Below are 22821 nucleotides of genomic sequence, written 5' to 3' on the forward strand. Positions count from 1 at the left end.
CTGCCCGGTAGCTAAATGCGGAAAAGATAAGTGCTGAAAGCATCTAAGCACGAAACTTGCCCCGAGATGAGTTCTCCCTGAGACTTTAAGTCTCCTGAAGGAACGTTAAAGACGATGACGTTGATAGGTCGGGTGTGTAAGCGCAGCGATGCGTTGAGCTAACCGATACTAATGAACCGTGAGGCTTAACCTTACAACGCCGAAGATGTTTTGGCGACGAGACAGATTTTCAGCCTGATACAGATTAACAGAATTTGCCTGGCGGCTTTAGCGCGGTGGTCCCACCTGACCCCATGCCGAACTCAGAAGTGAAACGCCGTAGCGCCGATGGTAGTGTGGGGTCTCCCCATGTGAGAGTAGGGAACTGCCAGGCATCAAATTTAGTAGTAAGCCGGTGCATTAATCCGGTGGTTACAAGCAGTCTTCGGTGGAGCGGTAGTTCAGTCGGTTAGAATACCTGCCTGTCACGCAGGGGGTCGCGGGTTCGAGTCCCGTCCGTTCCGCCACTTATTAAGACATTAAGCCTGCCTTACTGGCAGGCTTAATGGCAAAAAACTTTAGGGGCGTAGCTCAGTTGGTAGAGCACCGGTCTCCAAAACCGGGTGTCGCGAGTTCGAGTCTCTCCGCCCCTGCCATATAGAATCCTTTGCTTCGGCAAAGGATTTTTTTTTTGCCTGAAAGACTGTAAAAACGCCTCTTCTTACTATTCAGCCAGCATTCCTGCTGGCTGATGTATCAATCCATTACATTGATTTTTAACAGATCTTTTATCTGCGACTGCTTATCACTGTTTTGCAGCCAAATCGCATACAGCGGTCTGGTAAGCGTGGTGGAATCCATTACGGTATGCAGCCCAGCTTTAGTGTCTGCCCAGCGAACAGGTAACCAGGTACAACCTCTCAGCAAGGGCAGTTGCTGACAGGCGATCTCTGCAGAGCTGGTCGTTAACTGTGGGACGTCATCAGGTGCAATCAAGCCCGTCTCATGCTGCTGAAAATCAGGCCCCCATTCCAGGCGCAAATAGGTCAGGTCTGCCTTCATCATCGAAGGTTCAGAGGCATAAAGCGCCAGGCCAAACTGGCCCACAATCTGGCTGCTAAATTCGTCCATCTTGGGGGCTTCGGTTGTGATAAGAAGATCAAGCTGGCGCTCATGAAGTTGCTTAACTAGCGACTGCCGTTGCGCAATCCTGGCTTCAAATTGCAAGTGGCTATGAGATTGATAAAGCCGGGTAAGCCACTGACTTAGCATACATTCCCACAGGGAAGCGCTGGCCCCTATCGAGAACTCATTATGCCTCGAAGTATGTGCAACCTCTTTGCGTGCCGCCTGCCAGGTATTCATCAGCGTTTCTGCGTACGGCAGTAGTTTTTCGCCGGCGGGCGTGAGGCGGATATTGTTGCGATGGCGGGTAAAAAGATTCACACCCAGTTGATTTTCCAGCTGTCGAATACGAAAACTGACTGCTGACTGCGTCAGGTAAAGGGCTTCAGCTGCTCGCCCAAAGTGGCGTGTTCTGCTCACTTCAAGGAAAGTTTTAAGCAATTCCGTATCCACATCTTTCTCCGCAAAATTATTTGTCGTTATGATTTAAATATTTTGTTTTACACTCTGTCAAGCGTAACTAATACTCCGCGCCATAAATAGCTCGGCCAAAGAATTAGGAGCGTGTAGGATGGCGGAAAGCTTTACGACGACTAATCGTTTTTTCGACAATAAACATTATCCGCGCGGGTTTTCTCGTCACGGCGATTTCACCATCAAAGAAGCTCAACTGCTTGAGCGCCATGGTTATGCCTTTAACGAGCTGGATCTGGGCAAGCGTGAGCCTGCTACCGAAGACGAAAAACAGTTTGTTTCCGTTTGCCGTGGTGAGCGTGAGCCGCAGTCTGAAGCGGAACGTGTATGGATCAAGTATATGGCACGCATTAAGCGTCCAAAGCGCTTCCATACGCTGTCTGGCGGTAAGCCGCAGATGGAAGGTGCAGAAGACTACACCGAGTCTGATGACTAAGATGATAAGAAGGGGCTACGGCCCCTTTTTTTATGCCAGCAACTTCTGCAGGTGCAGCAGCAAACGATCGATAGCGCGGTAACTCAGTGCCTCCTGCAAGTGTTTCCTCTCAATGTCAGTACATCCCTCCACGTCAGCAATGGTTCTGGCCACTTTTAGCAAACGTTGCCACGCACGTATAGACAGCCCAAAGCGCGTCAATGTCTCCTCAAGCCATCCTGCATCTTCACTATTAAGCGAACAAAACTGCCGGATCCCGGCATTATCAAGCCGAGCATTCAGCCTGTTTTGACGGGCGTATTGTCGTGCCTGGGCAGCGATCACCCGCTCGCGCACTTTTACTGAGCTCTCACCCGTTATGCCCGTCTGCCTGAGCAGGCCCGGCGGCGGGAGGGGGATTTCGAGGGATAAATCGAAACGGTCGAGGAATGGGCCGGAAAGCTTTCCCAGATAGCGCAGCGTCTGCTCTGGCGTACAGCGGTTATGGTTGCCCTGATAATGCCCCGTGGGGCTGGGGTTCATCGCAGCGACCAGTTGAAATTGCGCGGGATAGCTTATTTTGGCCCTCGTGCGCGAGATATGTATCTCACCAGATTCAATTGGTTCTCTCAGTGCATCCAGCACGCGACGCTCAAACTCAGGCAACTCATCAAGAAACAGAATGCCATTGTGTGCCAGTGAAATCTCACCCGGTCCGGGGATAGACCCACCGCCGACCATTGCCGTCAGTGAAGCGCTATGATGTGGGGAACGAAAAGGGCGACGGCGCCACTGTTTTTGCAACGATGCCGAACTGATGAGGCTATATATGGCAGCGCTTTCCAGCGCTTCATGATTATTGAGCGGCGGGAGCAACCCGCTCAGCCTGCTCGCCAGCATCGTTTTACCTGTACCAGGCGGGCCAATCAGCAGGAGATTGTGTCCGCCTGCAGCCGTAATCTCCAGCGCCCGTTTACCTTGCTCCTGTCCCATGATCTCACTGAGATCTTCTGGCGCATCTGCTACAGCCTCGTCGCACTCTTCCGGCTCGGACAGTTCATGTCGGCCTTCCAGCCAGGCACACACTTCCTGAAGATGCCCGGCGATAAGGCACCCCTTTTCGGCAATAAGACTCACTTCTGATGCGTTTTCATTGGCGACAATGATTTGCCGCCCTGCACGAATGGCTTCCAGCGCTCCCGATATCGCACCGGGAACGCCTCTCAATGCGCCTGTGAGCGCGAGTTCACCCACGAATTCGTACGAGCCTAGCCTGGTCGTAGTAAGCTGCTCAGAAGCCGCGAGAAGCGCAATTGCGATAGGTAAATCGTATCGCCCGCCCTCTTTGGGCAGATCGGCGGGGGCAAGGTTGATGGTGATCTTCTTCGCGGGGAAGGTATAACCGCTATTTATTATTGCGCTGCGAACGCGATCCCTGGCCTCTTTAACCGTCGTTTCAGGTAACCCGACAAGCGTGAGTCCGGGCAGCCCATTACTCAAATGAACCTCTACGGAAACAAGCGGTGCCTTTACCCCGAGAGCCGCACGCGTATAAACAACTGACAGTGACATTTGCACTACCTCCTGGTGTGACTATGCCAGTACGCGTTATGCCTGTTTAGTGCTATTTAGCGAATTTACGCTGCCTGTTCAGGGATTTTAAAAGCACAATGAAACTATTGCACAATCGTGGAACCCTCCTCGCAGAGCGAAAAAAACCTGGTTTGACGGTTAGCGGAGGAGTAAAAAAGTGAAAAATATTCATTTTCTAATTTCCGTATATAAAACAACGCTTTTAAGAAATATGATTCGCGGGCTAACCAAATCCGTCATAAATAAATCTTGTGTTTGATTTAAAAACTGTGATAACTCTTTAGGTATTCCTTCGAACAAGATGCAAAAAGAACTGAAAATGACAGCCCTTCTACGAGTGATTAGCCTGGTCGTGATTAGCGTGGTGGTGATTATTATCCCACCGTGCGGGGCTGCACTTGGACGAGGAAAGGCTTAGAAATCAAGCCTTAACGAACTAAGACCCCCGCACCGAAAGGTCCGGGGGTTTTTTTATGACTAAAAAACGTAAATGAGGAGCAGAGAATGACAAGTAGCACAAAATTCTGTTTCTCCCGATTTATGACGGGGAACTAACTATGAATGGGGCACAGTGGGTAGTACATGCGTTGCGCGCGCAGGGAGTCGAGACAGTATTCGGTTATCCGGGTGGCGCAATTATGCCGATTTACGATGCACTGTATGACGGCGGCGTGGAGCACCTGTTGTGCCGACACGAGCAGGGCGCAGCGATGGCCGCCATCGGTTATGCCCGTGCCACCGGTAAAACCGGTGTCTGTATGGCGACCTCAGGTCCGGGCGCAACGAACCTCATCACCGGTCTGGCAGACGCGCTGCTGGATTCCGTTCCCGTTGTTGCCATCACTGGACAGGTTGCCTCTCCGTTCATCGGCACCGACGCGTTCCAGGAAGTCGATGTACTCGGTTTATCGCTGGCCTGCACCAAACACAGTTTTCTCGTTCAGTCTCTGGAAGAGCTGCCGCGCGTAATGGCAGAAGCATTCGAGGTTGCCAGCTCCGGCCGCCCTGGTCCGGTTCTGGTCGATATCCCGAAAGATATCCAGGTCGCACACGGCGAACTGGAGCCGCACTTCTCCACCGTTGGAAACGACGACGCGTTTCCGCATGCGGAAGTCGAAGAGGCCCGTCAGATGCTGGCGCAGGCGAAACAGCCGATGCTGTACGTTGGTGGTGGCGTAGGTATGGCGCAGGCGGTTCCTGCCCTGCGCGAATTTATCGCGGCAACGCAAATGCCTGCCACCTGCACGCTGAAAGGGTTGGGTGCGGTAGATGCCGATTACCCCTACTATCTGGGCATGCTGGGGATGCACGGCACCAAAGCGGCAAACCTGGCGGTGCAGGCGTGCGATCTGCTCATCGCCGTCGGTGCCCGTTTTGACGACCGCGTCACCGGTAAGCTGAATACCTTTGCGCCGAACGCCAAAGTTATCCATATGGATATCGACCCGGCGGAGATGAACAAGCTGCGTCAGGCGCACGTCGCGCTGCAGGGCGATCTCAACGCGCTGTTACCGGCATTGCAGCAGCCGCTGGATATCAACGCATGGCGTCAGCATACCGCCGACATGCGCGCCGAGCACGCCTGGCGTTACGACCATCCCGGCGAGGCCATCTACGCGCCGCTGCTGTTGAAGCAGTTGTCCGACCGTAAGCCCGCCGACAGCGTGGTGACGACCGATGTCGGCCAGCATCAGATGTGGTCCGCCCAGCACATGACCTACACCCGTCCGGAAAACTTCATCACTTCCAGCGGGTTAGGGACGATGGGCTTCGGTCTGCCAGCCGCGGTTGGCGCACAGGTTGCCCGCCCGAACGATACCGTTATCTGTATCTCCGGTGACGGCTCCTTCATGATGAACGTTCAGGAGCTCGGCACCGTGAAGCGCAAGCAGTTACCGCTGAAGATCGTGTTGCTCGATAACCAGCGTTTAGGGATGGTTCGCCAGTGGCAACAGCTGTTCTTCCAGGAACGTTACAGTGAAACCACCCTGACCGATAACCCCGATTTCCTCACCCTGGCCAGCGCCTTCGGCATTCCTGGTCAGCACATCACCCGTAAAGACCAGGTTGAAGCGGCACTCGACACCATGCTTTCAAGCGAAGGGCCATACCTGCTTCATGTCTCAATCGACGAGCTTGAGAACGTCTGGCCGTTGGTACCGCCCGGTGCCAGTAACTCACAAATGCTGGAGAAATTATCATGATGCAACATCAGGTCGCCGTGCAGGCTCGCTTCAACCCGGAAACATTAGAACGCGTTTTGCGCGTGGTGCGTCATCGTGGTTTTCAGATTTGCTCTATGAATATGGAGACGGCCACCGACGCGCAAAACATCAGTATCGAATTAACCGTTGCCAGCCCGCGGCCGGTCGACTTACTGTTTAGTCAGTTATCAAAGCTGGTAGACGTTGCCCATGTTGCCATCTGCCAGAGCACAACCACATCACAACAAATCCGCGCTTAAGCGTGACAGGACGAAAAAATGACGACAAAAAAAGCTGATTACATTTGGTTCAACGGTGAGATGGTTCGCTGGGAGGACGCGAAGGTCCACGTGATGTCCCACGCGCTGCATTACGGTACCTCCGTGTTTGAAGGCATCCGCTGCTACGATTCTCACAAAGGGCCAGTGGTGTTCCGCCATCGCGAACACATGCAGCGTCTGCATGACTCAGCCAAAATTTATCGTTTCCCGGTTTCTCAGAGCGTGGATGAGCTGATGGAAGCCTGCCGCGACGTGATCCGTAAGAACAACCTGACCAGCGCCTATATTCGTCCGCTGGTCTTCGTGGGCGACGTCGGCATGGGCGTGAACCCGCCAGCCGGTTACAACACCGATGTGATCATTGCCGCGTTCCCATGGGGTGCCTACCTGGGTGCTGAAGCCCTGGAGCAGGGGATCGACGCAATGGTCTCTTCCTGGAACCGCGTTGCACCAAACACCATCCCGACCGCGGCTAAAGCGGGCGGTAACTACCTTTCTTCCCTGCTGGTCGGCAGCGAAGCGCGCCGTCACGGCTACCAGGAAGGTATCGCGCTCGACGTGAATGGCTACATCTCCGAAGGCGCAGGTGAAAACCTGTTTGAAGTGAAAGACGGCATTCTGTTTACGCCGCCATTCACCTCGTCCGCGCTGCCGGGCATCACCCGTGACGCCATCATCAAGCTGGCGAAAGACCTCGGTATCGAAGTGCGCGAGCAGGTGCTGTCCCGCGAATCCCTCTATCTGGCCGATGAAGTATTTATGTCCGGTACCGCGGCTGAAATCACCCCGGTGCGCAGCGTAGACGGTATCCAGGTGGGCGAAGGCCGCTGTGGCCCGGTGACCAAACGCATTCAGCAAGCGTTCTTTGGCCTCTTCACCGGCGAGACAGAAGATAAATACGGCTGGTTGGATCAGGTTAATCACTAAATATAAATTTGGGACGGCACGCACCGTCCCATTACATAGTCAGACGGGAGTAAATAAAGCATGCCTAAGTATCGTTCAGCCACCACCACCCACGGCCGTAACATGGCCGGTGCCCGCGCACTGTGGCGCGCCACCGGAATGACCGACGCCGATTTCGGCAAGCCAATTATCGCCGTGGTGAACTCCTTCACCCAGTTCGTACCGGGCCACGTGCACCTGCGCGATCTCGGTAAGCTGGTTGCCGAGCAAATCGAAGCCTCCGGCGGCGTGGCGAAAGAGTTCAACACCATTGCGGTGGATGACGGTATCGCGATGGGCCACGGGGGCATGCTCTATTCACTCCCGTCGCGCGAGCTGATCGCCGACTCGGTAGAGTACATGGTTAACGCCCACTGCGCCGATGCGATGGTCTGTATCTCCAACTGCGACAAAATCACCCCGGGGATGCTGATGGCCTCCCTGCGCCTGAACATTCCGGTGATCTTCGTCTCCGGTGGCCCGATGGAAGCGGGGAAAACCAAGCTCTCCGACAAAATCATCAAGCTCGACCTGGTCGATGCGATGATTCAGGGCGCGGACCCGAAAGTCTCTGACGAGCAGAGTGACCAGGTGGAGCGCTCCGCGTGCCCGACCTGCGGCTCCTGTTCCGGTATGTTCACGGCGAACTCCATGAACTGCCTGACCGAAGCGCTGGGTCTGTCTCAGCCGGGCAACGGCTCGCTGCTGGCGACCCATGCCGACCGTAAGCAGCTGTTCCTCAACGCCGGTAAACGCATCGTTGAACTGACTAAGCGCTACTACGAGCAGGACGACGCCAGCGCGCTGCCGCGCAGCATCGCCAGCAAAGCGGCATTCGAGAACGCCATGACCCTGGATATCGCCATGGGCGGTTCCACCAACACCGTTCTGCACCTGCTGGCCGCCGCGCAGGAAGCCGAAATCGACTTCACCATGAGCGACATCGACAGGCTCTCCCGTAAAGTGCCGCAGCTGTGTAAGGTCGCACCGAGTACCCAGAAGTACCATATGGAAGACGTGCATCGCGCGGGTGGCGTCATCGGTATCCTCGGCGAGCTGGATCGCGCCGGGCTGCTGAACCGTGACGTGAAAAACGTGCTTGGCCTGTCGCTGCCTGAGTCGCTGAACCAGTACGACGTGATGCTGACCAAAGACGACGCGGTGAAAAAGATGTTCCGCGCGGGCCCTGCTGGTATTCGTACTACCCAGGCGTTCTCGCAGGACTGCCGCTGGGATACCCTGGACGATGACCGCGCTGAAGGCTGCATCCGCTCGCTGGAGCATGCCTATAGCAAAGACGGCGGCCTGGCCGTGCTGTACGGTAACTTTGCGGAAAATGGCTGCATCGTGAAAACCGCTGGCGTGGACGACAGCATCCTGAAATTCACCGGTCCGGCGAAGGTGTACGAAAGCCAGGATGAAGCGGTAGACGCCATCCTCGGCGGCAAAGTGGTGGAAGGCGACGTGGTTGTCATTCGCTACGAAGGTCCAAAAGGCGGGCCGGGCATGCAGGAGATGCTCTACCCGACCACCTTCCTGAAATCCATGGGCCTCGGTAAAGCCTGTGCGCTGATCACCGACGGGCGTTTCTCCGGTGGCACTTCCGGCCTCTCTATCGGCCACGTTTCCCCGGAAGCGGCAAGCGGCGGCAACATTGCCATCATCGAAGACGGCGATCTGATCGAAATCGACATTCCGAATCGCGGCATTCAGCTCAAGCTGAGCGACCAGGAAATTGCGGCCCGTCGTGAAGCGCAGGAAGCGCGCGGCGACAAAGCCTGGACGCCGAAAGACCGCCAGCGCGAAGTCTCCTTTGCCCTGCGCGCCTACGCGAGCCTTGCCACCAGTGCAGATAAAGGCGCGGTGCGCGATAAATCGAAACTTGGGGGCTAACGATGGCCGAGTCACAACCCTTATCCGCCGCCCCTGAGGGGGCGGAATATCTCAGGGCGGTGCTGCGCGCACCGGTCTATGAAGCCGTTCAGGTCACGCCCCTGCAGAAAATGGAAAAACTCTCTTCGCGCCTCGACAACGTCATTCTGGTGAAGCGCGAAGATCGTCAGCCGGTGCACAGCTTCAAGCTGCGCGGTGCCTACGCGATGATGGCCGGGCTGACCGACGAGCAGAAAGCGCGCGGGGTGATTACCGCATCGGCGGGCAACCACGCGCAGGGCGTGGCGTTCTCGTCTGCCCGTCTGGGGCTGAAAGCGCTGATCGTGATGCCGGTTGCTACCGCCGATATCAAGGTCGACGCGGTGCGCGGTTTCGGCGGCGAAGTCTTGCTCCACGGGGCCAACTTTGACGAAGCAAAAGCCAAAGCGATTGAGCTGGCTCAGCAGCAGGGGTTCACCTGGGTGCCGCCGTTCGACCACCCGATGGTGATTGCCGGGCAGGGCACGCTGGCGCTGGAGCTGCTGCAGCAGGATGCCCATCTTGACCGCGTCTTTGTCCCGGTGGGCGGCGGCGGTTTAGCCGCAGGCGTGGCGGTGCTGATCAAACAGCTGATGCCGCAGATCAAAGTCATTGCCGTGGAAGCGGAAGACTCCGCCTGCCTGAAAGCGGCGCTGGAGGCCGGGCATCCGGTAGACCTGCCGCGCGTCGGGCTGTTTGCCGAGGGCGTGGCGGTGAAGCGCATTGGCGACGAAACCTTCCGCCTGTGCCGGGAATATCTCGACGATATCGTCACGGTGGACAGCGATGCCATCTGCGCGGCGATGAAAGATCTGTTCGAAGACGTGCGTGCGGTGGCGGAACCGTCCGGCGCGCTGGCGCTGGCGGGCATGAAAAAATACATCGCGCAGCACAACATCCGCGGCGAGCGTCTGGCGCACGTGCTTTCCGGGGCCAACGTGAACTTCCACGGTCTTCGCTACGTGTCCGAGCGCTGCGAGCTGGGCGAACAGCGTGAAGCGCTGCTGGCGGTGACCATTCCGGAAGAGAAGGGCAGCTTCCTGAAGTTCTGTCAGCTGCTGGGCGGTCGTTCGGTGACGGAGTTTAACTACCGTTTTGCCGATGCTAAAGACGCCTGTATTTTTGTCGGCGTGCGTCTGAGCCGCGGCGTGGAGGAGCGCAAAGAGATCCTCAACCTGCTGCATGAGGGCGGCTATAGCGTGGTCGATCTCTCCGACGACGAGATGGCGAAGCTGCACGTGCGTTACATGGTCGGCGGCCGTCCTTCGAAGCCGCTCAGGGAACGCCTGTTCAGCTTTGAGTTCCCGGAATCGCCGGGCGCGTTGCTCAAGTTCCTGCACACGCTGGGCACGCACTGGAACATCTCTCTGTTCCACTACCGCAGCCACGGTACCGACTACGGCCGCGTGCTGGCGGCGTTCGAACTGGGCGAGCACGAGCCGGATTTCGAAACGCGGCTGAACGAGCTGGGCTACGAGTGCCATGACGAAACCCACAACCCGGCGTTCCGCTTCTTCCTGGCAGGCTAAGGGCTGAGCGGCATGCAGGCCGGGTAAGCGCAGCGCCACCCGGCTTTAGTGGTTCGGCAGTATCGTCCAGAACGCATCAATAAGCGGCTCATGCAGCCGCTTTTTTTGTGCGCACACGCCAAGCTCAAACGGCGTTTTCTCGTCGCTGCGCTCTAAAATCATCACGCGATTGCGCACCGGCTCCGGGCTGTTGTCCAGCACCACTTCCGGCAGCAGCGCCACGCCGCAGCCCAGCGCCACCATCGACACCATCGCCTCATGGCCGCTGACGGTGGCGTAAATCGACGGGTTGCTGATTTTCTGACGGCGGAACCACAGCTCAATGCGGCGGCGAACCGGGCCCTGATCGGCCATGATAAACGGCACCGTGGACCAGTCCGGTTTTTCCACCGATACCTGGTTACGCACCGGGCAGGGCAGCGCCGGGGCAATCAACACCACCGCCAGATTTTCCAGCATCGAGAACGCTACCGCGCCCGGCAGGGTTTCCGGCTTCCCGGCAATGGCGAGATCCGCTTCGCCTGTCACCACTTTTTCCATCGCGTCGGCAGCGTCGCCGGTAGTGAGCTTAATTTCAACCGACGGATGCGCCGCGCGAAAGCGGTCAAGGATGGGCGGCAGATGGCTGTAGGCGGCGGTCACGGAGCAGAAAATATGCAGCTCACCGGAGAGTGACGGCCCCTGCTGATCGATAGAGTGCCGCAGCTGCTGGTACTGCAACAGCGTCTGCTGGGCAAAAATACGCAGCTCTTCGCCCGCTTCCGTGAGGGTGACGGTGCGGTTATCGCGCACGAACAGCGGCTGGCCGAGGTCTTCCTCAAGGCGCTGGATCTGGCGCGACAGCGTGGAGGGGCTGACGTGCATCGCCCGGGCGCTGCGGCCAAAGTGACGGCTTTCCGCCAGGTGCAGGAACATTTTCAGATCGCGTAAATCCACCGATTCCACTCCCTCTTTTTACATTGCATAAATTGCAATGTGACGTTGTGAATATATCAATTTCCGCAATAAATTTCCTGTTGTAATGTGGGTACATTCTCGCTGAAACGCGAACCGAACAATAAGACACACAACATCACGAGGTATCACCCATGGCTAACTACTTTAATACACTGAACTTGCGCCAGCAGCTGGCGCAGCTGGGCAAATGCCGCTTCATGGCGCGCGATGAATTTGCCGATGGCGCGAGCTACCTTCAGGGTAAAAAAGTGGTCATCGTCGGCTGTGGCGCACAGGGTCTGAACCAGGGCCTGAACATGCGTGACTCCGGTCTGGATATCTCCTACGCACTGCGCAAAGAAGCGATTGCCGAGAAGCGCGCTTCATGGCGTAAAGCGACCGAAAACGGCTTCAAAGTGGGTACCTACGAAGAGCTGATCCCGCAGGCGGATCTGGTGGTTAACCTGACGCCGGACAAGCAGCACTCTGACGTTGTGCGTTCCGTACAGCCGCTGATGAAAGACGGCGCGGCGCTGGGTTACTCCCACGGCTTCAACATCGTTGAAGTGGGCGAGCAGATCCGTAAAGACATCACCGTAGTGATGGTGGCACCGAAGTGCCCGGGTACCGAAGTCCGTGAAGAGTACAAACGTGGCTTCGGCGTGCCGACGCTAATCGCGGTTCACCCGGAAAACGATCCGAAAGGCGAAGGCATGGCGATTGCCAAAGCATGGGCTGCGGCGACCGGCGGCCACCGTGCGGGCGTGCTGGAATCGTCCTTCGTTGCCGAAGTGAAATCCGACCTGATGGGCGAGCAGACCATTCTGTGCGGCATGCTGCAGGCCGGTTCTCTGCTGTGCTTCGATAAGCTGGTGGAAGAGGGCACCGACCCGGCATACGCGGAAAAACTGATTCAGTTCGGCTGGGAAACCATCACCGAAGCGCTGAAGCAGGGCGGTATTACGCTGATGATGGACCGTCTGTCCAACCCGGCAAAACTGCGTGCTTACGCGCTGTCTGAACAGCTGAAAACCATCATGGCGCCGCTGTTCCAGAAACATATGGACGACATCATCTCCGGCGAGTTCTCTTCCGGCATGATGGCTGACTGGGCGAACGACGATAAGAAACTGCTGACCTGGCGTGAAGAGACCGGTAAGACCGCGTTCGAAACCGCGCCACAGTACGAAGGTAAAATCGGCGAGCAGGAGTACTTCGATAAAGGCGTCCTGATGATTGCGATGGTGAAAGCAGGCGTTGAGCTGGCGTTCGAAACCATGGTGGATTCCGGCATCATTGAAGAGTCTGCGTACTACGAATCACTGCACGAGCTGCCGCTGATCGCGAACACCATCGCCCGTAAGCGTCTGTACGAAATGAACGTGGTTATCTCGGATACCGCAGAATACGGTAACTACCTGTTCTCTTACGCCTGCGTACCGCTGCTGAAAGAGTTTATGACCACTCTGCAGCCGGGCGATCTGGGTAAAGCGATTGCAGAAGGTGCCGTGGATAACGCGCAGCTGCGCGACGTGAACGAAGCCATTCGCAGCCACCAGATCGAGAAAGTGGGTCACAAACTGCGTGGCTACATGACCGACATGAAGCGTATCGCGGTAGCGGGTTAACAACCTTGTCGGGTGGCGCTTCGCTTATCCGACCTACAAAACCGTAAGATGTAGGCCGGGTAAGGCGCAGCCGCCACCCGGCTTGTTTATTTGCGGTACAGCACTTTAATCACGTGGTAGCCGAACTGCGTGTGCAGCGGGCCGGTTGGCTCCAGCACCGGGCAGGAGAAGACCACTTTATCGAATGCCGGTACCATCTGACCCTGGCGGAATTCACCCAGATCGCCGCCGCGTTTGCCTGACGGACAGATAGAGTGCTTCTTCGCCAGCTTGCCGAAGTCGGCGCCGTTTTTGATCTGCTCCAGAAGATCCAGAGCCAGTTTCTCTTCTTTAACAAGAATATGCAGTGCTGCTGCTGTTTTTGCCATGATCGTGCCTTGAGTGGTATGGATTAGGCTCGCTATACTACCACGCTGTTATTCTCCCCTCCTGACTTTCATTGAGTGATCATTTATGCGTTTAAACCCCGGACAACAACAAGCCGTCGAATTTGTCACCGGACCGTGTCTGGTGCTGGCGGGTGCAGGATCCGGCAAAACGCGCGTTATCACCAATAAGATTGCGCACCTGATCCGCGGCTGTGGCTACCAGGCCCGGCACATTGCGGCGGTGACGTTTACCAATAAAGCGGCGCGTGAGATGAAAGAGCGTGTCGGCCAGACGCTGGGACGAAAAGAGGCGCGCGGCCTGATGATCTCCACCTTCCACACGCTGGGGTTGGATATCATCAAACGCGAGTATGCTGCGCTGGGAATGAAGTCCAACTTCTCCCTCTTTGATGACACCGACCAGGTGGCGTTGCTCAAAGAGCTCACCGAGGGGCTGATCGAAGATGATAAGGTGCTACTGCAGCAGCTGATCTCGACGATCTCAAACTGGAAAAACGATCTGATGACCCCGGCCCAGGCCGCGGCGATCGCCAAAGGCGAACGGGATCGGATCTTCGCCCACTGCTACGGTCTGTACGATGCGCACATGAAAGCGTGCAACGTGCTGGACTTTGACGACCTGATTCTGCTGCCCACGCTGCTGCTGCAGCGGAACGAAGAGGTTCGCGAGCGCTGGCAGAACAAAATCCGTTACCTGCTGGTGGATGAGTATCAGGACACCAACACCAGCCAGTACGAGCTGGTGAAGCTGCTGGTGGGGCAGCGCGCGCGTTTCACCGTGGTCGGCGACGACGACCAGTCAATTTACTCCTGGCGCGGCGCGCGTCCGCAAAACCTGGTGCTGCTGAGCAAAGATTTTCCGGCGCTGCAGGTGATAAAGCTGGAACAGAACTACCGCTCCTCCGGGCGTATCCTGAAGGCAGCAAATATCCTGATTGCCAATAACCCGCACGTGTTTGAGAAGCGTCTCTTCTCCGAGCTGGGTTACGGTACTGAATTGAAGGTGCTCAGCGCCAATAATGAAGAGCATGAGGCGGAGCGCGTGACGGGCGAACTGATCGCCCACCACTTCGTCAATAAAACCGAATATAAGGATTACGCGATCCTCTATCGCGGCAATCACCAGTCGCGCGTCTTTGAAAAGATGCTGATGCAGAACCGCATCCCGTACAAAATTTCGGGCGGTACGTCGTTCTTCTCACGGCCAGAGATTAAAGATCTGCTGGCCTATCTGCGCGTCCTCACGAACCCGGATGACGACAGCGCGTTTCTGCGCATCGTGAATACGCCGAAGCGCGAGATTGGCCCTGCGACGCTGCAAAAGCTGGGCGAGTGGGCGATGACGCGTAATAAAAGCCTGTTTACCGCCAGCTTCGACATGGGGCTGAGCCAGACGTTAACCGGTCGCGGCTATGATTCGCTAACGCGATTCACCCACTGGCTCGGCGAAGTGCAGCGTCTCGCGGAGCGCGAGCCGGTGGCGGCGGTGCGCGATCTCATTCACGGCATCGACTATGAGTCCTGGCTGTACGAAACCTCGGCCAGCCCGAAAGCCGCTGAGATGCGGATGAAAAACGTTAACCAGCTGTTCAGCTGGATGACCGAAATGCTGGAAGGCTCTGAAATCGACGAGCCGATGACCCTGACGCAGGTCGTCACCCGCTTTACCCTGCGCGACATGATGGAGCGCGGCGAGAGCGAAGAAGAGGCCGATCAGGTTCAGCTGATGACGCTGCATGCGTCCAAAGGGCTTGAGTTCCCGTATGTCTATCTGGTTGGTATGGAAGAGGGGTTGTTACCGCACCAGAGCAGCATTGACGAAGATAACGTCGACGAGGAACGCCGCCTGGCCTACGTGGGGATTACTCGCGCGCAGAAAGAGCTGACGTTCACACTGTGTAAAGAGCGCCGTCAGTATGGCGAACTCGTCCGCCCGGAGCCGAGCCGTTTCCTGCTGGAGCTGCCGCAGGACGACCTGATCTGGGAACAGGAACGCAAAGTGATTACCGCAGAAGAGCGGATGCATAAGGGGCAGGCTAACGTGGCGAACATTCGCGCCATGCTGGCAAAAGCCAAAGAGAAAGGATAATGATGAGTAGGCCGGGTAAGGCGAAGCCGCCACCCGGCAATGTTCAGCGTATTACTTCACTTCCAGCATCCAGTGCACATAGCTCTGCCACTGGCACTCCTGCTCGATCATCTCTGCCCCAAGCGGGTGACGCTCAATCCAGTTTTCCGGTAACGTCAGCGACAGTTTTTCGTCATCGGCCACCAGATTGATTGCAGGCAGCAAATCATCGCGACGGCGGCTGGCAAAGAGAATCGCCAGACGCAGCAGGCGGCACAGATGTTCGGCCACGCGCGGCGGTACGGCGTTTTGCTGATGCAAAGATGAGAGGTCAACGGCGTTGGTCTGGTTCAGCAGCAGCGTTGCCAGCAGCTTTTTCTGTGCGGGCGTGTAGCCCGGTAAATCCAGGTTGCGAACCAGATACGCTGCGTGAGCGGGGGCCTGCTTAAAATCAATGCTCAGCCCCACTTCATGCAGCGCACAGGCGCTCAGCAATAAATCGCGGCTCAGATGATCAAGATCCCAGGCGTTAGCGACCTGGTCGGCAAAGCGTGATGCCAGCTGCGATACGCGTCCTGCCTGATCGATATCAACCAGAAAACGACGCTGTACGTTGCGCAGGGTTCGGCTGCGGATATCCTGATCGACCGACAGATGCAGCATCCCGTAGACCAGGCCTTCGCGCAGCGCGCCGCCGGCAAGGGTCATACACTGGATGTTGAGCTCGGTGAAAATGGCGATCAGAATGGCCAGCCCGCTCGGGAAGACCAGCGCGCGTTCCAGCGTCAGGCCTTCAATTTCCAGTTCTTCCAGGCGTCCGCACTGGATGGCGCGCTGTTTTAGCTGCTGAAGTTTGGCAAGCGTAATCCGCTCGTCCATTCCCTGCGCCATCATGATTTCCTGCAGGGCCTGCACGGTTCCCGACGCACCCACGCACACTTTCCAGCCGTGATAGCGCAATTCGTCCATCACGGGACGTAATACCTCGCGCGCGGCATTTTCTGCCTCGTCGAAGTTCTCTTTACCCAGATTACGATCGGTAAAATAGCGCTCAAGCCAGGTCACGCAGCCCATCGACAGGCTGAACAGCGACGTAGCCTGCGCGCCGGTGCCGGTCACCAGCTCGGTACTGGCTCCGCCGATATCCACCACCAGGCGGCGATCGTCACCCCCCGTGGTGTGTGCAACACCCTGATAAATCAAGCGAGCTTCTTCTTCACCGCTGATAACCTGAACCGGGCAACCGAGAATCTCCTGCGCTCTGGCAATAAAATCCACGGCGTTAACCGCCAGGCGGAGTGTCGCAGTGGCGACAACGGTGATTTGGGCGTGCGGGATATCCTGCAGACGCTCGGCAAAGAGTCGCAGGCACTGCCAGCCACGTTCCATGGCTTCAGGCGAGAGGTGATTGTCGCTGCTCAGGCCCGCCGCGAGGCGGACCTTGCGCTTAATGCGCGTCAGCGTTTGTATGCTTCCCGCCACCTCGCGCACAACCAGCATATGAAAACTATTCGAACCGAGATCAATTGCCGCATAAAGCGAGGTGGAGCTGAGCATATTTTCTTAACCTGAACGACGACGATTACGCGGTGCGCCGCCTGAACGACGCGGACCATTGCCGGAGCGTGGGCGGGTAAGACGCTTAGGCGGCGGCAGTTCGCTTAACAGCGCTTCCGGATTGTATTTGCTCTGCGGAATAGAGTGACCGATGTAGGTCTCAATGGCCGGAAGGTTCAGCGCATACTCTTCACACGCAAGGCTAATAGAGTGACCGCTTGCGCCCGCGCGACCGGTACGACCGATACGGTGTACGTAGTCTTCACAGTCGTCTGGCAGATCGTAGTTAAAGACGTGCGTTACGGCCGGAATGTGTAAACCACGTGCAGCCACGTCGGTGGCGACCAGAATATCGAGATCGCCGCGGGTAAACTCTTCGAGAATTCGCAGGCGTTTTTTCTGCGCCACGTCGCCGGTCAACAGGCCAACACGGTGACCATCGGCAGCCAGGTGGCCCCAGATTTCTTCACAACGGTGTTTGGTGTTCGCAAAGATGATGGCGCGATCTGGCCATTCTTCTTCAATCAGCGTTTGCAGCAGGCGCATTTTCTCTTCATTAGAAGGATAGAAGAGCTCTTCTTTAATGCGGTGACCCGTTTTCTGCTCCGGTTCCACTTCTACGTATTCAGCGTTGTTCATCTGTTCGAACGCCAGCTCGCGAACGCGGTAGGAGAGGGTTGCAGAGAACAGCATATTCAGGCGCTGGTTGGCCGGAGGCATACGGCGGAACAGCCAGCGGATGTCTTTAATGAAGCCCAGATCGTACATGCGGTCAGCTTCATCGAGCACCACAACCTGGATGGCACCGAGGTTAATGTGGTTCTGTTTGGCGTAATCAATAAGACGGCCGGTGGTACCGATCAGGATATCCACACCGCTTTCCAGCACTTTCAGCTGCTTATCGTAGCCGTCGCCGCCATAGGCCAGGCCCAGCTTCAGGCCGGTAGCCTGCGCCAGGGGTTCAGCGTCTGCGTGGATCTGTACCGCCAGTTCTCGCGTCGGGGCCATAATTAGCGCGCGCGGCTGGTTAACTTTGCGGTCTGCAATCGCTGGGTGAGAAAGTAAATAATGAAACGTTGACGTTAAAAACGCCATCGTTTTGCCGGTACCGGTTTGCGCCTGCCCGGCAACATCGCGACCGGCCAGCGTCAGCGGCAGCGCGAGGGCCTGAATGGGCGTGCAGTTATGAAACCCTTTATTTTCAAGGGCTTCAATCACCTTCGGGTGCAGCGCGAAGTCGGAAAACTTCTGTTCTGTTAAATGTGTTTTGCTCATAGTGTGGTAGAATATCAGCTTACTATTGCTTTACGAAAGCGTATCCGGTGAAATAAAGTCAACCTTTAGTTGGTTAATGCGACATCAACGCGTCGTTGGTGGAGACAAAACCAACGTACCAGGCTTATTCCTGTGGAGTTATATATGAGCGATAAAATTATTCACCTGACTGACGACAGTTTTGACACGGACGTACTTAAGGCTGACGGGCTGATCCTCGTCGATTTCTGGGCTGAATGGTGTGGTCCTTGCAAAATGATCGCCCCGATTCTGGATGAGATCGCCGACGAATATCAGGGCAAACTGACCGTTGCCAAGCTGAACATCGACCAGAACCCGGGCACCGCACCAAAATACGGTATCCGTGGTATTCCGACCCTGCTGCTGTTCAAAAACGGCGAAGTGGCGGCGACCAAAGTGGGCGCGCTGTCCAAAGGTCAACTGAAAGAGTTCCTCGACGCTAACCTGGCGTAAGGTTTCTCCGCTGTGCGTTCAGAGCCCCCGGCTAAATGATTCGGAACTCTGGACGCCCGGCTGAAGTCGTGCTAAGTTAGCTATGACTTCGTTTTAAACATATCTTGTTGTTTGAATCTTGTTTTACCCGATACTTCCCGTTGTTAACATGAACAGTGCGTGAAGTGGCTAAATTCCGGGCTTGTCACTCAATCCGTCTTGTCGTTTCAGTTCTGCGTTCTTTCCCTGTGACCAGACAGCGAACAGACATGAGTTGATGGCCGCTAAACAGGCATGGATGACCCTGCCATACCATTCACAACATTAAGTTCGAGAATCACCCCGAGTTTAAGAACCCACACCATTATGAATCTTACCGAATTAAAGAATACGCCGGTTTCTGAGCTGATCACTCTCGGCGAAAATATGGGGCTGGAAAACCAGGCTCGTATGCGCAAGCAGGACATCATTTTCGCCATCCTGAAGCAGCACGCTAAGAGTGGCGAAGATATCTTTGGCGACGGTGTGCTGGAGATATTGCAAGACGGATTTGGTTTCCTCCGCTCTGCAGACAGCTCCTACCTCGCCGGCCCTGACGACATCTACGTATCCCCCAGCCAAATCCGCCGTTTCAACCTCCGCACTGGTGACACCATTTCAGGTAAGATTCGTCCTCCTAAAGAGGGTGAACGCTACTTTGCGCTGTTGAAAGTCAATGAAGTTAACTTCGATAAGCCAGAAAACTCGCGCAATAAGATCCTCTTTGAGAACTTAACGCCGCTGCACGCGAACTCTCGCCTGCGCATGGAGCGTGGTAACGGTTCTACCGAAGACTTAACCGCGCGCGTTCTGGATCTGGCCTCACCAATCGGTCGTGGTCAGCGTGGTCTGATTGTGGCGCCGCCAAAAGCGGGTAAAACCATGCTGCTGCAGAACATCGCGCAGAGCATTGCTTACAACCACCCTGACTGTGTGCTGATGGTGCTGCTGATTGACGAACGTCCGGAAGAAGTGACCGAGATGCAGCGTCTGGTTAAAGGTGAAGTGGTTGCTTCTACCTTCGACGAGCCAGCATCTCGCCACGTTCAGGTTGCGGAAATGGTTATCGAGAAGGCAAAACGCCTGGTTGAGCACAAGAAAGACGTGATCATCCTGCTCGACTCCATCACCCGTCTGGCGCGTGCCTACAACACCGTGGTCCCGGCGTCTGGTAAAGTCCTGACCGGTGGTGTGGATGCTAACGCCCTGCATCGTCCAAAACGTTTCTTCGGTGCTGCACGTAACGTCGAAGAGGGCGGCAGCCTGACCATCATCGCGACCGCGCTGATCGATACCGGCTCTAAGATGGACGAAGTTATCTACGAAGAGTTTAAAGGGACAGGCAACATGGAACTGCACCTCTCTCGTAAGATCGCTGAAAAACGCGTCTTCCCGGCTATCGACTACAACCGTTCCGGTACCCGTAAAGAAGAGCTGCTCACCACCCAGGAAGAGCTGCAGAAAATGTGGATCCTGCGCAAAATCATTCATCCAATGGGTGAAATCGACGCGATGGAGTTCCTCATTAACAAACTGGCAATGACCAAAACCAACGACGATTTCTTCGACATGATGAAACGCTCGTAACGCAAATAAAGCCAGCGAACGCCACGTTTTTACGTGGCGTTTTTCTTTTATGGACTATACGCTAGTACCACCTACTCCCAATTTTGATGTGTAGGTGCGACAATAAGACGATTCGTAGAGTAAAAACATTAATAGCTTGAATAATATACAAATGAGGTCACAAGAGGTTTACTTTTACCTTCGGGCTATGAGCCTTCGTGGTTATACTTCCGAGACTAACATTTGTTGAGAATCCATTGTGAACCTATTCGATACGTTTACTGATCTAACCAGTATTTTTTTATTCACCACCTGTTTTCTGTTTATTGCGCGTAAGGTGGCGAAATACGTGGGGTTAGTGGATAAACCCAACTTCCGGAAGCGTCATCAGGGCATGATCCCCCTGGTGGGTGGTATTTCCGTTTTTGCCGGCATTTGCTATGCCTTCGCAATTGCTAACTACTATGTCCCACATGTCAAATTATATCTGATGTGTTCAACGGTACTGGTCATCGTCGGCGCGCTTGACGATCGTTATGACATCAGCGTTAAAATCCGCGCCTTTGTGCAGGCGGCAGTTGGCATTGCCATGATGGTCTCAGCAAAACTCTACTTGAGTAGCCTGGGCTATATTTTTGGCTCGTGGGAGATGGTGCTCGGCCCGTTCGGCTATTTTCTGACGCTTTTCGCCGTATGGGTTGCTATAAATGCCTTCAACATGGTCGATGGTATTGATGGCTTGCTGGGGGGACTCTCCTGCGTCTCGTTTGCCGCGATCGGTTTTATTTTGTGGTTTGACGGTCAATATAGTCTTGCTATGTGGTGCTTCGCCATGATTGCCGCCATCCTGCCTTATATCCTGTTAAACCTCGGTGCGCTGGGGCGTCGCTATAAAGTCTTTATGGGTGATGCGGGCAGCACACTCATTGGGTTTACCGTCATCTGGATTTTGCTGGAAACGACTCAGGGGCAAGTCCATCCTATCAGCCCTGTCACCGCGTTGTGGATTATCGCAATCCCGTTAATGGATATGGTTGCGATTATGTATCGCCGCTTGCGCAAAGGAATGAGTCCCTTCTCAGCCGACCGACAGCATATTCATCATTTGATCATGCGCGCTGGATTCACCTCCCGGCAGGCATTTGTTTTGATAACCGTGGCGGCCGCCATCCTTGCGGGAGTGGGTGTTGCCGCGGAGTATGCTCATTTTGTGCCAGAATGGGTTATGTTGGCATTATTTTTGCTAGCGTTTTTCCTTTACGGCTACTGCATTAAGCGCGCATGGAAAGTAGCGCGGTTCATTAAACGTATTAAACGCAGGATGCGTCGTAACAGTGGCAAAAACACAACATTAACTAAGTAAAACCGGGACTATGATGACTCAACCGTTGGCGGGAGCGAAATCAGTGGTAACTGAGAATGAACTGGATATTCGGGGTTTGTTTCGCGTGTTATGGGCAGGCAAACTTTGGATTGCGGGGATCGCGCTGGGGTTTGCACTGTTAGCGCTGGCCTATACGTTCTTTGCAAAACAAGAGTGGAGCGCCACGGCAATCACTGACAAACCAACGGTTAACATGCTTGGGGGGTTCTATTCCCAACAGCAATTCCTGCGAAACCTGGATATCAAAGCTAACCTCGCCACGCCAGATCAGGTCTCCGTTATGGATGAGGCCTATAAAGAGTTTGTGATGCAACTGGCTTCGTGGGATACGCGCCGCGACTTCTGGTCCCAGACGGATTACTACAAGCAGCGTCGAGTTGATAACACCAAAGCCGATGCCGCTCTGCTGGACGATCTGATTAACAATATACAATTTATGCCGGGCGACGCCCTGCGTAACGTGAATGACAGCGTCAAGCTGATTGCAGAAACCGCGCCGGACGCCAACAACCTGCTGCGTCAGTATGTCGCGTTTGCCAGCCAGCGTGCCGCAAGCCATCTTAACGAAGAGCTTAAAGGCGCCTGGTCGGCTCGCACCATCCAGATGAAAGCGCAAGTGAAACGTCAGGAAGAGGTGGCTAAAGCGATTTTCGCTCGCCGTGTACACAATATTGAGCAGGCGCTGAAAATTGCGGAACAGCACAATATTTCCCGTACTGAGACGGACGTGCCGGCTGATGAACTGCCTGATTCAGAGATGTTCCTCCTTGGCCGCCCCATGTTGCAGGCACGTCTGGAAAACCTTCAGGCCGTCGGTCCTGATTTTGACCTCGATTACGATCAAAATCGCGCGATGCTCAATACGCTTAATGTCGGTCCCTCTCTGGACCCGCGTTTTCAGACCTATCGTTATTTGCGAACGCCTGAAGAACCTGTAAAACGCGATAGTCCGCGTCGTGCATTCCTGATGATCATGTGGGGGATTGTAGGCGCACTGACGGGCGCTGGCGTGGCGTTAACGCGTCGTCGCACAAACTAAGAATGCCGTCTACGATGAAGGCTGCGGCCTT

Annotated in this window: 20 protein-coding genes, 2 tRNA genes and 2 rRNA genes; 18 read left to right on the forward strand and 6 right to left on the reverse strand. The window is 55.5% G+C overall.

Translation table 11 applies throughout. The annotated features are described in order from the left end of the window. From ACOTXI_RS21285 to ACOTXI_RS21300, 4 genes are all read left to right on the forward strand, one after another. A 23S ribosomal RNA gene (locus tag ACOTXI_RS21285) occupies positions 1-193 on the forward strand; the annotation flags it as partial. Positions 194-257: 64 nt separating this feature from the next. Next, a 5S ribosomal RNA gene (gene rrf / locus ACOTXI_RS21290) occupies positions 258-373 on the forward strand. A 56-nt stretch (positions 374-429) separates the two neighbouring features. Further along, positions 430-506: transfer RNA gene (locus ACOTXI_RS21295), tRNA-Asp, on the forward strand. A 53-nt stretch (positions 507-559) separates the two neighbouring features. Beyond that, positions 560-635: transfer RNA gene (locus tag ACOTXI_RS21300), tRNA-Trp, on the forward strand. Between the two features lie 100 nt (positions 636-735). On the opposite strand, the gene hdfR is transcribed toward ACOTXI_RS21300, so the two are convergent. After that, positions 736-1557 (reverse strand): HTH-type transcriptional regulator HdfR, encoded by an 822-nt coding sequence (gene hdfR / locus ACOTXI_RS21305; protein ID WP_021242824.1) that lies wholly within the window; start codon positions 1555-1557, stop codon positions 736-738. A gap of 118 nt (positions 1558-1675) precedes the next feature. Here hdfR and ACOTXI_RS21310 point away from each other — a divergent pair, with 118 nt between their 5' ends. Beyond that, positions 1676-2014, forward strand: coding sequence for a DUF413 domain-containing protein (locus ACOTXI_RS21310; protein WP_008501577.1), 339 nt, complete (start codon positions 1676-1678; stop codon positions 2012-2014). A 30-nt stretch (positions 2015-2044) separates the two neighbouring features. Here the strand turns inward: ACOTXI_RS21310 and ACOTXI_RS21315 are convergent, their stop codons facing one another. Next, the gene (locus ACOTXI_RS21315; RefSeq protein ID WP_008501576.1) at positions 2045-3565 is read right to left on the reverse strand and encodes a YifB family Mg chelatase-like AAA ATPase; all 1521 of its coding nucleotides are present in this window, start codon (positions 3563-3565) and stop codon (positions 2045-2047) included. Positions 3566-3905: 340 nt separating this feature from the next. On the opposite strand from ACOTXI_RS21315, the gene ilvL reads away from it, so the two are divergent. The 7 genes from ilvL to ilvA all read left to right on the forward strand — a co-directional run bounded on the left by ilvL (position 3906) and on the right by ilvA (position 10456). Next, positions 3906-4004, forward strand: coding sequence for an ilv operon leader peptide (gene ilvL, locus ACOTXI_RS21320; protein ID WP_001311244.1), 99 nt, complete (start codon positions 3906-3908; stop codon positions 4002-4004). Positions 4005-4090: 86 nt separating this feature from the next. After that, positions 4091-4141 carry a peptide IlvX gene (ilvX, locus tag ACOTXI_RS21325; RefSeq protein WP_192930497.1) on the forward strand — a complete coding sequence of 17 codons (51 nt, stop codon included), beginning with the start codon at positions 4091-4093 and terminating at the stop codon, positions 4139-4141. A gap of 2 nt (positions 4142-4143) precedes the next feature. Further along, positions 4144-5790 carry an acetolactate synthase 2 catalytic subunit gene (gene ilvG, locus ACOTXI_RS21330; RefSeq protein ID WP_021242826.1) on the forward strand — a complete coding sequence of 549 codons (1647 nt, stop codon included), beginning with the start codon at positions 4144-4146 and terminating at the stop codon, positions 5788-5790. After that, entirely contained in the window at positions 5787-6050 is a 264-nt protein-coding gene (gene ilvM, locus ACOTXI_RS21335) for an acetolactate synthase 2 small subunit (protein ID WP_003860184.1), read from the forward strand. Before ilvG ends, ilvM begins: the two co-directional genes overlap by 4 nt. Positions 6051-6068: 18 nt before the next feature. Beyond that, entirely contained in the window at positions 6069-6998 is a 930-nt protein-coding gene (ilvE, locus tag ACOTXI_RS21340) for a branched-chain-amino-acid transaminase (RefSeq protein ID WP_023326297.1), read from the forward strand. 60 nt (positions 6999-7058) lie between these two features. Then, positions 7059-8909, forward strand: a complete 1851-nt coding sequence (gene ilvD / locus ACOTXI_RS21345; RefSeq protein ID WP_021242828.1) for a dihydroxy-acid dehydratase — start codon at positions 7059-7061, stop codon at positions 8907-8909. 2 nt (positions 8910-8911) lie between these two features. Continuing rightward, positions 8912-10456 carry a threonine ammonia-lyase, biosynthetic gene (gene ilvA / locus ACOTXI_RS21350; RefSeq protein WP_058653878.1) on the forward strand — a complete coding sequence of 515 codons (1545 nt, stop codon included), beginning with the start codon at positions 8912-8914 and terminating at the stop codon, positions 10454-10456. A 45-nt stretch (positions 10457-10501) separates the two neighbouring features. Here the strand turns inward: ilvA and ilvY are convergent, their stop codons facing one another. Beyond that, on the reverse strand, positions 10502-11392 hold the full coding sequence (gene ilvY, locus ACOTXI_RS21355; protein ID WP_023293577.1) for an HTH-type transcriptional activator IlvY: 891 nt from the start codon (positions 11390-11392) through the stop codon (positions 10502-10504). 152 nt (positions 11393-11544) lie between these two features. On the opposite strand from ilvY, the gene ilvC reads away from it, so the two are divergent. Then, a complete protein-coding gene (gene ilvC, locus ACOTXI_RS21360; RefSeq protein ID WP_008501571.1) occupies positions 11545-13020 on the forward strand; it encodes a ketol-acid reductoisomerase in 1476 nt (491 codons plus the stop codon). A gap of 86 nt (positions 13021-13106) precedes the next feature. Here the strand turns inward: ilvC and ppiC are convergent, their stop codons facing one another. Then, positions 13107-13388 (reverse strand): peptidylprolyl isomerase PpiC, encoded by a 282-nt coding sequence (ppiC, locus tag ACOTXI_RS21365; protein ID WP_008501570.1) that lies wholly within the window; start codon positions 13386-13388, stop codon positions 13107-13109. Positions 13389-13473: 85 nt separating this feature from the next. Between ppiC and rep the strand changes: the two genes are divergently transcribed. Further along, positions 13474-15498 (forward strand): DNA helicase Rep, encoded by a 2025-nt coding sequence (gene rep / locus ACOTXI_RS21370; RefSeq protein ID WP_008501569.1) that lies wholly within the window; start codon positions 13474-13476, stop codon positions 15496-15498. A 51-nt stretch (positions 15499-15549) separates the two neighbouring features. Here rep and gppA read toward each other — a convergent pair whose 3' ends face one another. Beyond that, a complete protein-coding gene (gene gppA, locus ACOTXI_RS21375; protein WP_058653879.1) occupies positions 15550-17034 on the reverse strand; it encodes a guanosine-5'-triphosphate,3'-diphosphate diphosphatase in 1485 nt (494 codons plus the stop codon). Positions 17035-17040: 6 nt separating this feature from the next. Further along, positions 17041-18309, reverse strand: coding sequence for an ATP-dependent RNA helicase RhlB (gene rhlB / locus ACOTXI_RS21380; RefSeq protein ID WP_008501567.1), 1269 nt, complete (start codon positions 18307-18309; stop codon positions 17041-17043). Between the two features lie 144 nt (positions 18310-18453). On the opposite strand from rhlB, the gene trxA reads away from it, so the two are divergent. From trxA to wzzE, 4 genes are all read left to right on the forward strand, one after another. Next, positions 18454-18783, forward strand: a complete 330-nt coding sequence (trxA, locus tag ACOTXI_RS21385) for a thioredoxin TrxA (protein WP_006179218.1) — start codon at positions 18454-18456, stop codon at positions 18781-18783. 345 nt (positions 18784-19128) lie between these two features. Then, the gene (gene rho / locus ACOTXI_RS21390) at positions 19129-20388 is read left to right on the forward strand and encodes a transcription termination factor Rho (RefSeq protein ID WP_008501566.1); all 1260 of its coding nucleotides are present in this window, start codon (positions 19129-19131) and stop codon (positions 20386-20388) included. A 238-nt stretch (positions 20389-20626) separates the two neighbouring features. Continuing rightward, positions 20627-21730 (forward strand): UDP-N-acetylglucosamine--undecaprenyl-phosphate N-acetylglucosaminephosphotransferase, encoded by a 1104-nt coding sequence (wecA, locus tag ACOTXI_RS21395; RefSeq protein ID WP_008501564.1) that lies wholly within the window; start codon positions 20627-20629, stop codon positions 21728-21730. A 13-nt stretch (positions 21731-21743) separates the two neighbouring features. Further along, positions 21744-22790, forward strand: a complete 1047-nt coding sequence (gene wzzE / locus ACOTXI_RS21400; RefSeq protein ID WP_008501563.1) for an ECA polysaccharide chain length modulation protein — start codon at positions 21744-21746, stop codon at positions 22788-22790. Positions 22791-22821 lie beyond the last annotated feature (31 nt).

The sequence above is a fragment of the Enterobacter cloacae complex sp. BZL2005 genome (assembly GCF_049238885.1).
Taxonomy (GTDB): Bacteria; Pseudomonadota; Gammaproteobacteria; order Enterobacterales; family Enterobacteriaceae; genus Enterobacter; species Enterobacter roggenkampii.